8 protein-coding genes are annotated in these 13,024 nt (G+C 45.4%); 5 read left to right on the top strand and 3 right to left on the bottom strand.

The genetic code is table 11. From position 1 onward, the window contains the following. The 4 genes from Q7V32_RS04545 to Q7V32_RS04530 all read left to right on the top strand — a co-directional run. Positions 1 to 4,240, top strand: a 4,240-nt coding sequence (locus Q7V32_RS04545) for a DUF1800 domain-containing protein (RefSeq protein WP_304895791.1), incomplete at its 5' end; no start/stop codon positions are given. 14 nt (positions 4,241 to 4,254) lie between these two features. Continuing rightward, entirely contained in the window at positions 4,255 to 5,493 is a 1,239-nt protein-coding gene (locus Q7V32_RS04540; RefSeq protein WP_304895790.1) for a DUF1501 domain-containing protein, read from the top strand. Between the two features lie 315 nt (positions 5,494 to 5,808). Further along, on the top strand, positions 5,809 to 6,066 hold the full coding sequence (locus Q7V32_RS04535) for a type II toxin-antitoxin system Phd/YefM family antitoxin (protein WP_304895789.1): 258 nt from the start codon (positions 5,809 to 5,811) through the stop codon (positions 6,064 to 6,066). Further along, on the top strand, positions 6,054 to 6,380 hold the full coding sequence (locus Q7V32_RS04530) for a type II toxin-antitoxin system RelE/ParE family toxin (protein WP_304895788.1): 327 nt from the start codon (positions 6,054 to 6,056) through the stop codon (positions 6,378 to 6,380). The genes Q7V32_RS04535 and Q7V32_RS04530 overlap by 13 nt, the downstream gene beginning before the upstream one ends. Here the strand turns inward: Q7V32_RS04530 and Q7V32_RS04525 are convergent. Then, the gene (locus Q7V32_RS04525; protein ID WP_304895787.1) at positions 6,326 to 8,464 is read right to left on the bottom strand and encodes a bifunctional diguanylate cyclase/phosphodiesterase; all 2,139 of its coding nucleotides are present in this window, start codon (positions 8,462 to 8,464) and stop codon (positions 6,326 to 6,328) included. The two genes, Q7V32_RS04530 and Q7V32_RS04525, sit on opposite strands and share 55 nt — an antisense overlap. A 297-nt stretch (positions 8,465 to 8,761) precedes the next feature. Between Q7V32_RS04525 and Q7V32_RS04520 the strand changes: the two genes are divergently transcribed. Further along, positions 8,762 to 10,786 carry a cache domain-containing protein gene (locus Q7V32_RS04520; protein WP_304895786.1) on the top strand — a complete coding sequence of 675 codons (2,025 nt, stop codon included), beginning with the start codon at positions 8,762 to 8,764 and terminating at the stop codon, positions 10,784 to 10,786. A 135-nt stretch (positions 10,787 to 10,921) separates the two neighbouring features. Here the strand turns inward: Q7V32_RS04520 and Q7V32_RS04515 are convergent, their stop codons facing one another. Then, positions 10,922 to 12,028, bottom strand: coding sequence for a Fic family protein (locus tag Q7V32_RS04515; RefSeq protein WP_304895785.1), 1,107 nt, complete (start codon positions 12,026 to 12,028; stop codon positions 10,922 to 10,924). A gap of 446 nt (positions 12,029 to 12,474) precedes the next feature. Next, the gene (locus Q7V32_RS04510) at positions 12,475 to 12,789 is read right to left on the bottom strand and encodes a LysR substrate-binding domain-containing protein (RefSeq protein WP_370691417.1); all 315 of its coding nucleotides are present in this window, start codon (positions 12,787 to 12,789) and stop codon (positions 12,475 to 12,477) included. Positions 12,790 to 13,024 lie beyond the last annotated feature (235 nt).

The following is a 13,024-nucleotide window of genomic DNA, read 5'->3' as shown; positions in this document are numbered from 1 at the left end:
TGTCAGCCACACCAATTCCGACCAAAATGGCTTGGCTGATTTTGCTCTGCCGGATTTAGGCAATGCTCAGGCTTATGTCTTTAAAGCCAGAAATAGTTTTGATAACAGCTGGAAAACCAGCGCTTCGATCAATCAAGGGGGCTTGACGACCTTTGTGGTGGGTAACCAGTTGCTCAATGTGACGGTGACTGACGGTATCAGCAATACAGCTTTGGTGAATCAGGCCGTTACTGTTTTGCGGCGCGAAGCAGCCGGCAGTGTTAAAGGTATCAGAACCGTAACTACGGATGCAGCAGGCCAGCTGAGTTTGGATTTGCCGGGCTTGGGCACCGATAGCGTCTATGTGCTACGCACAGCAATGAAGCATGGTAATCGGACCGTCGATTCCAGTGATATTAAGCAACCCGGCAATTTTACGTTTAAAGCCGGCAATGTCCGGATTAAAGCGGTCAATGGTCAAACCGGCAGCGTGATGGCCGTGACTCAAATTAATGCGCACAGAGTGCTGGCTGACGGAACTGATGTTTTTGTCAGCAGCACCAACACCGATCAAAGCGGCTTGGCTGACTTTGCTCTGCCGGATTTAGGCAATGCTCAGGCTTATGTCTTTAAAGCCAGAAATAGTTTTGATAACAGCTGGAAAACCAGCGCTTCGATCAATCAAGTCGGCTTGACGACCTTTGTGGTGGGTAACCAGTTGCTCAATGTGACCGTGACTGACGGCATCAGCAATACGGCTTTGGGTAATCAGGACGTGACCGTCTTCCGCCGCGACGCTGACAATAGTCTGAAATGGTTTCGTCGCCAGGCAACCGATGCTAACGGCCAATTGATCTTGGATTTACCCGGTCTGGGCAGCAATAGCGTCTATGTGCTGCGCACGGCCATGAAACACGGCAACCGGACCGTCGATTCCGCTGATATTAAGCAACCTGGCAACTTTGCATTTAAAGCCGGTAATGTACGGATTAAAGCGGTCAACGGTCAAACCGGCAGCGTGATGGCCTCGACTCAAATTAATGCGCACAGAGTACTGGCTGACGGAACTGATGTTCATGTCAGCAGCACCATCACCGATAGTAATGGCTTAGCCGACTTTGCTCTGCCGGATTTGGGTAGTACTCAGGCTTATGTCTTTAAAGCCAGAAATAGTTTTGATAACAGCTGGAAAAACAGCACTCCGATCAATCAAGGCGGCTTGACAACCTTTGTGGTCGGTAATCAGCTACTCAATATTACAGTGACTGACGGCAACAGTAATACGGCACTGGGTAATCAGGACGTGACCGTCTTTCGTCGCGACGCTGACAATAGTCTGAAATGGTTCCGTCGCCAGGCAACCGATGCTAACGGTAATTTAACGCTGGATTTGCCAGGCTTGGGCACCGATAGCGTTTATGTGCTGAGGACGCAACAACTGTTTGGTTCTGGTTCCGTGGATTCCGGTGAAATAACCAAGACTGGCAATATGGAATTCAGAGTTGGTAATTTGCTGGTTAAGGTGATTAACGGTGCTACTAATCAACCTTTAGTCGGTCAGGATGTTACCGTTATGGAAGAGTTGGTTGACGGTAGTTTATCTTGGTTTACCCGCGTCCCCTCGGATCAAAATGGCGGGATTCCGTTTCATTTGCCGGGCTTGGGGCAAGGCCGTAAATATATTCTGAGGGCTCAGACGCCACTTGATCAGCGTTCAATAAGCAGTAATTTAATCGTTAACACCGGTAAATTTGATTTTACCGTGGGTAATCAGTTGTTAAATGTGACTATGCTGAATGCTCTGGACGGTAAGCCTTTAGCTAATAAAGAAGTGACTGCTTTTGAGCGGATGCCGGATCAGTCATTACGCTGGTTTCAACGAAAAAATACGGATGCCCAGGGCAAGATTGATTTCGACTTGACAGGCTTGGGGCAGGGGTCCAGCTATGTGCTGAGAGCCAATCCATACGGCAACTGGATCGAAAGCAAAGACCTCGATAAAACCGGCCCCTTCCAATTATTGGCCGGTCCTGTCGCGGTTAAGTTGCATAAAGCTGAAACCGGAGAGGTGATGTCAGGGCAAAATCTAACGTTGTTTGAAAAAGGGTCTGATGGCCGATTAATTTGGCGTTCGTCTTTAATCACTGATAGTGCGGGTGTCGTGCGTTTTGATCCTGCCGGTTTGGGTGATGGTCGCTTGTTTGTGGTCAGGGCGACCAATTTATTCGGTAATGCTAAACATCACTATAGCCGGTGGATTGCCCAAAAAGGCTGGGTAGACTTTGCTGTTGATAAGGATGATTCGGATAAGCTGGATGATAAGCCCCCGGTATTTGTGGCTTTTAATCCTTCCGGAAACGCAAAACTATCTGATAAAGGCTTTCAGCTGGCTATGCGGGTGACTGATAATCAGGAAGTCGACAGGGTTGAGATTCTGGTAACTGATCCGGTTGCCGGTGCTTTCTCCGGAGCGGCTGGACTGGTTAAAGGTGAATGGTTGTTTAACGTAAATGATGCCATGTTGACAGCTGGCCAATTTGTAACAGTTAAAGCAATTGCTTTTGATAAGGTGGGTAATCAGTCTGAAATAGCCAAAATATACTCGATTATCGATGATAAAGAAGTGCCTTCTATCATGATTACATCGCACAGCGATGAGGATCAAGTCGATGAGCAAGGCTTGGCCTTACTCGGAAGCGTTGCCGACAATACCGGCGTAAAAACATTAAAAGCGACCGTGATTGATGCAGGGCAGGGGGCTATTGAAAGCAATAAAGAGCTTGAACTAGGTGAAAATGGCCGATGGGGTCTTGCCGTTAGAGGTTTGACGCGTAATGGCACTGTTACTGTTGAACTGCTTGCTGAGGATTGGGCAGGTAACAAAGCGCATAAAACGCTGGTCTTAAACGTGATGACCGAATCGGTGAGTGCTGCTCAATTACTGAACCGGATAACCTTCGGGGCAACCCCTGAATTGTTGAAAGAGATTAGAGATTCTGGCTCTGCGGCCTTTATCCAGAAGCAATTACATCCTGAGTTAATTGATGATGCTGAATTTGAGGCTTATTTAACGCGTGTACAGGAATTGACGCCACATCTCGAGCAAAAGCTGCAATTTGCTCAAATAGCCCGAGCAATCTCCAGTAAAAAACAGCTATTGGAAGTGATGACCTGGTTTTGGGAAAATCATTTTAATACCGACCGCAACAAAACAAGTAATGGATTCGAGTTGGCTGAAAATGCTGCTTTCAGAACGCATGCGTTTGGGCGGTTTAGAGATTTACTGGGAGTGAGCGTAAAAAGCCCAGCAATGTTGCTCTATCTGGATAATCATCAAAGCCATAAAACCGCACCCAATGAGAACTATGCCCGCGAGTTATTGGAGCTTCATACTCTGGGCGTCGACAATGGGTATACCGCTAAGGATATTGCCGAAGTTGCGCGCGTCTTTACCGGTTGGCGAGTATCTAATGGTGCGTTCCACTTCGATAAATGGCGTCATGACGATGCTGCAAAGTGGGTATTGGGAAGCCTTGTTTCTGCCGGTTCGGGCTTATCCGGCGGCGAGTTGGTGCTTGATTTACTGGCAGAACACCCAGGTACGGCGAGGCATATTTGTAGCAAACTGCTTAAACTACTGGTTTCCGATCAACCTTCCGCGTCCGGCATAGCGTCATGTTCCTCAGATTTTGTTACCTATGCAGAAGACGAAGATCAAATTGCACGGGTCTTGGAAGGTATCTTAACGTCTACCGCCTTTTCCGATTCCGGCAATTTCCATAACAAAGTAAAAATTCCGTTGGAGTTCGTTGCCGGTTTATTCAGGCAGTTGCCATTGACCATCGCTTTTGAACATACCCGTGTTCAGTTAAGAGAAATGGGGATGGATTTGTTCAATTACCCTGTACCCACAGGTTGGGCTGAAGAAGCGGATCGTTGGGTGAATTCCGGGCAATTAATGCAACGCTGGCAGTTTGCCGGACAAGCCATGATGAACAAGCCTACTGTTTGGCGCAACTATTGGGAAAATCCGGCGCAGTTCTTTATCGAACAGGGTATAGAAACGGCAGAAGGGGTCTTGGGCTATTTGTTTGAGTTGACGCTCAGTCACGATTATTCAAAAGCAGAGAAAGACGCCGCGATGGCGATATTGACTGGCAACGGTACCGAGAAGTTCTATATTCGTGATGCAAGTGCCGATGTCAAAATTCGTAAAGTATTAGCCTTAGTGCTGAATTACCCAGCCTACCAATTGCAATAAAGAGGAATACGATCATGAAAAGAAGACACTTTTTACGTAATTTGGCGGCAATGCCGGTGCTGGGTCGGGGGCTGTTATCCAGTGGTGCACTCTTAGCCGGTTTTAAAAACGCTTACGCGGCGTCAGGCAAGACCTTGGTGGTTATTTTTCAGCGCGGCGGGTGCGATGGACTGAATGTTGTTGTTCCGCATGGTGAAGATGAGTATTACCGGCTCAGACCTGACATTGCCATCGCCAAGCCCGGATCGGGAGTCGGGGCGGCTCTTGATTTGGACGGCTTTATGGGTTTGCATCCTGCTATGGCGCCTTTGTTCGATATTTACCAGCAAGGACACATGGCTGTTATGCCCGCTGTTCATTACGAGAACGCTAACCGCTCGCACTTTGTCAGTCAGGATTTTATCGAGAGCGGAATTGGGGGCATGAGAACTGCAGATGGCTGGTTAAACCGGCACTTATCGAGTAAAAGCCAGGATGCCGAGGTCCGTGCGGTTAGTTTTGGAACGCTGGCGCATGCTTTAAAAGGAAATACACCGGTTACAACGATTGATACCTTGGCTAAATTAGGCGCAGGCATGGATGTTGAAACGCTGAATAGGCTAACCGCCATTTATCAGCAGCCGGTCAGCTCATTATTAAAACAACGATTATTGTTAAAGCAGCACGGCGAGTTGGCCATTGATAATCTAAGCACATTAGAACCGTTCAGCAAGCAAGCCTATTCACCTGACAATGGGGCGGTTTATCCTGATACAAATTATGGAAGACAGTTAAGAGATATTGCCCGATTAGTAAAAGCCGGAGCAGGGCTTGAGGTTGCGGCAGTCAATATAGGCGGTTGGGATAATCATGCAGGTCAAGGGGGGGCGCAAGGAACGCAAGCCAGTCGATTAAGCGAGTTTTCCGGTGGCATTGCGGCGCTATACCGGGATTTGGGTACGGTTTACATGAATGATGTCGTGATTTTAACAATGACTGAATTCGGCAGAACGGCTCAGCAGAATGCCAGTAAAGGCACCGATCACGGCAACGCGTCAAGCTGGTTTGTTATAGGCAATCAGGTTAACGGTGGAATCTATGGCGAATGGCCCGGGTTGTTGCCGGAGCAATTGTACTTAGGACGTTACCTTGCTCATTCAATCAATTTCACTGATATTTTTGGTGAACTTTTAGCCAGGCACTTAAATAATGCGTCCGGTTTGGCAGCTGTGTTGCCTGGAAGCCATTATCAACCGGTTGGTTTTTTAGCTTGATGATCTTCTGTGAGCGGAGCGGCTGAATTCAGAGGTCTTGGCGGTAAATCGAGACGTTATTTAGCGCCAAATCCCACATGTCTTTTAACCGCTGTTGCCGGAGACAATCATCGTGGCGGTAGCTATGGTCAGCCGCAAATACTCAGTGATCATCAAAGACAGCTGAAAGCGTCGGCGCATCCAAAATGCGGTCGACTCAGATTTCAAGTTGTTTAAAGTGGAAAAAAATAAACATAGAAAAAAACTGACAAGAACAAGCAATGAATCCAATGGCAATTTTTGTACAAATGTGAGTGATAGTTTAGTATCACTCCTATGAAAACAGAACTTGTCACCACCCTTAAACGTCAGGCCACCAAAATTCTTGCTGAACTGCATGAATCTAAGGAGCCCGTGTTAATCACTGAACACGGCCCGCCATCCGCTTGCTTTATTGATGTCAAAGACTACGCACTTATGCAATCAAGGACGAGCATTCTTGAAGGTATAGCTCGAGGTGAGAAAACGATTTTTGAAAATCGAACCTTTAGCCAAGCGGAAGCCATCGATAAAATGAGCAAATGGCTCGAATAATATGGACCGAATCCACCCTCTCTGACTTTGATGATATTGCAGAATACATAGCACTTGATAAAGTCGAAGCCGCTTGTCGCTTGGTCAAACACGTATATAAAAATGTGGGTGAGCTTGAACATTTTCCAGAATTAGGCCGCAAACCTCCGGAACTTGAAAATTCGACCTATCGGGAGATCATCCTTAACTCTTGTCGAATTTTTTACCGGCTGGATCAAAACGAAAATATTTATATTCTTGTTGGCGCCAACACAGCCCTCTACTTTTTTAAAAGTAGTAAGAAGTCGGCTAACGGTAACGGTTTGCTGAAATAATACCCTTGCAACTCGTCACAGCCTATTCCATGTAAAAAAGCTTGTTGGTAGGCTGTTTCGACGCCTTCTGCTACTACCTTTAAACCAAGGCTATGCCCCAAGGCTATGATAGCTTTAAGAATAGCAATATTGGCGGGTTCGTCTTCCAGATTGCCAATAAAAGCCTTATCTATTTTTAATCGGTCAACCGGAAAGTCTTTTAAATAGGCCATACTCGAATAACCGGTCCCGAAATCATCAATCGCCAAAGTTAGCCCAAATGCTTTGAGATCATGAAGCGTTTTGATAAATGCAGGCGGATCATGTGCGAGGCATGATTCGGTGATTTCCAGTTCCAAACAACTTGGATCAACCTTCATATGCTTAATGATCTGCTTAACGGTACTGACGAGATCGCAATGACGAAACTGACGTGGCGAGACATTGACAGCCACCGAGAAGGGTTTGCCCAGTAAGGCGCTAAATTGACTGGCAGCAATGCAGGCATTGCTTAATACCCATCGACCAATGGCTTCTATTTGTCCGGTTTCTTCGGCGACGGGAATAAAACTCAGGGGAGAAATTAACGGACCTTCTTTTGGTTGCCAACGAATCAAAGCCTCAGCACCGCATAGTTTGCCGGTTGCCAGTTCAATCTTGGGCTGAAAGTGCAATATGAATTCTTCATTTTCGATAGCGTTGCGAAGGCCATATTCAATTTCCATTCGCTCTGTCAATGCTTGGTTCAGCTCTCGGGTGTATAGCTGAAAAGTATTTCGGCCGGACTGTTTTGCCTTATACATGGCTGAGTCTGCATATTTTAGCAGGGTGTTCGCATCGCTCCCATCGCCCGGATATACACTAATTCCAATACTACAAGACACGACAAACTCGAGTTCATTCACACTGCAGGGCTCTGCTATGGCGCCGAGTATTCGCTGAATGCTCTGAGTCATATCTTCGGCTTTTTGTAAACACGTGAGCAGTAAGACAAATTCGTCCCCGCCCAGCCGAACCACGCTGTCGGAATCTCGAACACACTTTGTCAGTCGCTCAGCCATTATCATTAATAAGCTATCACCAATATGGTGCCCCATGCTGTCGTTGATCAGTTTAAAGTGGTCGAGATCAAGAAATGCAATGGCCACTGTATGATCAAGGCGATCGGCAATATTCATGCATTGCTGTAAACGATCGGCCAGCATGGTGCGGTTAGGTAAGCCCGTTAAACTGTCATGTGTGGCTTGGTATTCGATTTGTTGTTCGTAATTCTTGCGATCAGAAATATCTTCAACAGTACCCTCGTAAAACAATAATTGACCGTTTTGGTTCCTTACCTCTCGGGCATTTTCAGTAATCCAAATGATATCGCCGTTCTTTCGATAAACCTGCGACTCAAAATTTAGTACCCTGCCTTGCGCGTTCATAAGCACGACGTATTCTGCACGCTTGTTTGGATCTACATACAGTTGGTGCTGAATATCGGAAATGCTGTTTTTCAGATCTTGGATTGATTCGTAACCGTATATTCGTGCTAAGGCTGGATTAAAGTCCAAGTACTGGCCGCAGGGTGTGGTTTGATAAATGCCTTCAATGGCGTTTTCGAAGATGGAGCGATAGCGTAGTTCGGCGTCGCGCGCTAGTTGTTCGCTATTTTTACGCGCGGTTATATCCTGAATGAAGCCCTCCAGCGCCACCAATTCATGATTTTCGTTATATAAAGGTAGGCCGCTTTCATGTACCCAACGGATTTCGCCGTTAGCATGGGTAATGCGGTATTCAAGTTCAAAGTGCTGACTCGATTTTGCCGCATTCTCGATGATTTCTCGAACCCACAGGCGGTCATCAGCGAATGTCAGTTTTTCGTAGGATACGATTTGGTTAAATAACAGATCTTCAGGGCTAAAACCGGTCAATGCTGAACAACCGTCACTTACAAAAACCATCGTCCATTCAGCATCTAAGAGACAGCAATAAACCATACCTTGCAGATTACTCATCAAAGTACTGAGCATTCGTTCTCTGTCTAGCAGCAAGCGTCTTAGGCTGGGGGAAATAGTTTTGGATAACTGATTTGTTGTAATTCGTCTCGTACTATTTGACATGATATTTAGATAAGAAGCGTTTGGGATAACAGACAGCAGGATTTGTGCCGTTATTTAAGGCTAGATAGAAGATTACATTGAGCCTATGGTACGTCGCTCGGAAAGGTCCCAGTGCTTAAAAATGTGCATGGCGCACTGTTTTAGTGCGTCGTGTATTATCAATCGACATTTATTTTAGGAATAATCAACAAGGGTAGGTTATGGTGTAATTTTTGCTTGAATCTGTAAGCGATTAACATTCAATCAAAAATGGAAATTTCCCTTAATTGATCGTTTCAACCCACTGTTTGGAGAAGCATGGATACCTTATTCAATACCCACTCTACCAAACTGTTAGCCGCTATGCCTGAGGTCAAAAGTTTAGAAACCCAATTAGCAGAGTTAAACAAATTGTGGGGCAAAATAACTCTCATCGGCAAGATTAACAGTCACAATGTTGCGTCGACGATTTTGGATGACATGAATCGTACTCAAAATAAATTTGGGGTACTGCAGCAAAATCTGACCGACAGCTTGTTACGAGAAAACTTACAAAAGCTAATTTTGGATAACGCTTCCAGAGCACAAGTTGCCATTGACTTACTGATTCGTAATCTTTTTGAACGCACGGCCGATGTTGGCTTTCTGGCAACAGACAATGATATTCGGGTTTTTCTTAACCAGGCTCAATCTGATCAAGGCCAGATTGAGTTCATTGAAAATCGCCTAGGTGAATATGTCAAAAAATACAGTGTTTATGATGAAATCATCATATTAGACACTCAGGGCAAAATCCGAGCGCATCTAGACCCTGGCAATCAAATTACTGCGTCAACCGATCCTCTAATACAGGAAACCTTAGCTTCACAACAGGCCTATGTGGAAACCTTTCGCTACAGTGAACTGCAAGCAAACCGACGCCATTCGTTAATTTATTCCTGCAAGATTACTGAAACTGATCAAAAAAACTCGCGAATTCTTGGCGTACTCTGTTTGTGTTTCCGATTTGACGATGAAATGCAGGGTATATTTGCCAATTTAGTCAGTGAATGCAACAACGAAGTTATCAGTATTTTGAACTCAGAAGGACGAGTTATCGCTAGCAGTAACGAACAGATTATGCCACTAAAGACCTATTCTGATTGCTATGAGACGAGTTCATTGGCTCGTTTTCAACGGATTGATTACATCGTTAATACGAGAAGGACCACGGGCTATCAGGGCTTTTATGGTCTGGGTTGGCGCGGGCAGATGTTAACCCAATTAGATTGGGCTTTTAAGCGAGACCTGTCTGTTAAAGAAGGCCAGGAGTATAAAGAGATCATTGATCAATCTGACAGTTTTCCACAAGATCTAAAAGTAATTCGTAAAGCCTCCTCGGACATCAATGCAGATCTTAGTTTACTGGTGTTGAACGGGCAAATTGCTTCGGCTCGAAGAAACGCTGCGGAATTTATGCCGGTGCTGGAGGCTATTAAACAGATTGGTACTGACATTTCCTCTTTGTTTACAGCCTCTGTCAATAGCTTACAGGAAGTAACCGTGATGTCCTCGCATCTGAATAATGCCGGCTTCCTGGCATCGTTGGCGGTCGATATCATGGATCGTAATCTTTATGAGAGAGCCAACGATTGCCGATGGTGGGCTCTGACCTCGTTGTTTCGCCGCAACCTGGCAAAGTCAGAAATGTCTGATGTCGATACGCGCGAGATCAGTGAAATTCTTTCTTATATCAACGCCCTCTATACGGTGTACACCAATCTATACGTCTACAATACGCAAGGCATAATTGTTGCCGTTTCAAACCCACAGCAGTTAAGTTTGGTAGGCGTGAAGGTCAATAAATCGTCAGGCTTTAGGATCGACATGGATCATGCCAACAGCCAGTCCTACAGCGTATCAAGCTTTTCGCCCACGATTCTTTATAACGACCGCCATACCTATATCTACAACGCTGCCATTACTGATTTGATAGACACCGATAAAGTGTTAGGTGGAATCGGCCTTGTTTTTGACAGTGAGCCACAATTTGCTGCGATGCTGCGCGACATCCTGCCAAAAAAGCCCGACGGTTCACCTATGACGAATAGTTTTGCGGTATTTACTGATCGCAAAGGGATAATTTTGAGCGTTGCTAATCATCTTCACTATTGCGTGGGAGAGAATTTGCCAATAGATGATGCCTATTTCAAATTGAAAAATGGCGAAACCCGTTCGATGCTAATCAAGCACTCGGGAGAAAATTATGTGTTAGGTATTGCCGCTAGTAAGGGTTATAGGGAATACAAGACTAAAGACAACTACCATAATGATGTGATTGCATTCGTTTTTATTCCAATTTGATGAAAACGCTCCTATTTTTGGCAGGGTAACAGATTTTTTCTTGTTAAAAGATTTTTGTTCCACTACCTATGAGCCAATGTCGGCTTTGGAGAAGCAAAAGTAATTATCATATTATCAATAAGTTAAATTCGTTTTTTAACTTTCAAGATTAAGGTAATACCGTGTATGCTTACGTTCCCCTGTTCTTAACAATGCTCCCTTCATCACCAAATCTTGCAAGTCGCGAGTTGCTGTCGGACGGGTTGTGCCGGTAATACTCAGGTATTTTTCTGCACTTAACCCACCTTTGAATCCTTCCGGGCCTTCTCGGAACATTCTTGACAATACCTTCTCCTGTCGGACGTTGAGTTGTCCTCTCAACCGGTCATAGAGTTTTGCTTTATTTATCAGAAATTCAAGCCTAACCTGGGTATAGCTCTGGGCGCTTAATACGGTATCCGCAAAATAGATTAACCAGGTTGTAATTTCATTGCTCTTGTTGGCTTGTTCAAGTGCGGTGTAATAAGCCTTCTTGTTCCGTTCAATGGTATGGGCGATTGCAATCAGGGTAGGTTGCCCCAAGCACTGCGCCAAGGCTTTCTCGGCAATTGCCCGGCCGATACGGCCATTGCCGTCCTCAAAAGGATGGATGCTCTCAAAATAAAGGTGGGCGATACCGGATCTCACTAAGGCGGGTAATGGTGAGTTTCCGTCTGGGGCTGTCGCATTAAACCAGTCAATAAAACTATCCATTTCTGCGATGACTTGTACCGATGACGGCGCTTCATAATGTATTCTGGGCGAATAAATTGGCCCAGATACGATCTGCATAGGCTCTTTATGGGTTCGGTATCGTCCTATGTCATTGAGGTCACGCCTGCTATTCGTCAACATGGTATGCCAATTAAACAGCGTGGCGTGAGATAGGGGCGATTTAAAACTCTGATACAAATCCACCATGACTTGCGCAATACCTTGTTCGGCAGGTGGAATCTTACGGTTATCCGATACTAATCCGAGTTGGCGGCGGATGGATGACTGAAGACTGTCACGATCCAGGGATTCGCCTTCAATCTCTGAGGTTTTTAAAGCTTCATTGCTGATCAGTTCGATGGTTAACAGATTTTTTTCTTCATGGTCAAGATGCTTGAAGGCACCAAACAAAAGCCCTGCACCAAGCAATAGCCTGTTGTCATAACCAACGAGAGGTAATTTTTCGTAACTAAAATGAGGCCAATCGGCTTGTTGCCAGTTCCAAACCATGAGTTATAACCGTAACTTATATAGCTCATAATAGTTTATTTTATGAGGTATAAAAAATGTTTTATCCATCATCCTCAATATTTGCGTTCAGGTTTCATCATTTTGTGAGATTAATATTTCTGAATGGAATTCTCCATACTGGCCATTCAAAAAAAATGGTTTTTTCGCTTCGTTGAATGTGACAGTCCGACCCAATCCTGCCGATCGAATTTCAACCTCGAACGGTGGCATCTTGCTCTCAAAAGGACGAAGACCGAGTGGGGTGCGGATGTTTCCATGTGCGTGGAAGCGGACATTCGATTCGGGGTCCTAATTCCTTGTATTGCTCAGACGCAGGGAACAAGCTTAACCGCAATGCACTCCAGCTGAGCTGTTCGGCAGCGGCGACTCGACTGAGCGGTCACCATCATTTGCGCTTGCGAAAATTCCAAAGGATTTGTCAAGATTCATTCTGACAACATGCTATGCGACTTGGTCAGCAACTGCTCCAGCACATTGATCCGACTGTAGTGTGGAGCAGTGATGGCATAGAAACATTCTTGAAGCTGAGAGGATTTTTCAACCACCACTAGACTTATGTCGCGCAGCTCGTCCTGCACCACGATCTCAGGCAATAAGGTCAGCCAGTTACTATCTGGAGCTATTGGATGAAGCAAAGCCATATCATCCAACTTCGCCCGCTGTCGCGGTTTTATTTCAGCGGATTCACAGAGGGCATCAATCTGTGCCCTTAAAGCGTGACGTTTGCCAGGAAGAGCAATTGTCTGGCGTCAACTATCTTGGCCGGCTAACGAGTTTGCGCAGACAAAGCCGATTGGGAGGTATGAAGCTCTTGGGCTGACCTCGTGAGGTGACCGACCTTGGTGACCCGCCAGAAATAGAAGAAGTGATGAAAATTAAGCTGTTCTAAGCTTATATGTTCTATTTTATAGATCATATAGTTCTTTTTGTTATATTTTACAGAACAATTCTTTGCGCATAATATGGCCTCAATAA

Origin of the sequence: Methylicorpusculum sp. (assembly GCF_030651835.1) — a bacterium.
GTDB lineage: Bacteria > Pseudomonadota > Gammaproteobacteria > Methylococcales > Methylomonadaceae > Methylicorpusculum.
This window is presented reverse-complemented; position numbering and strand designations above follow the sequence as displayed.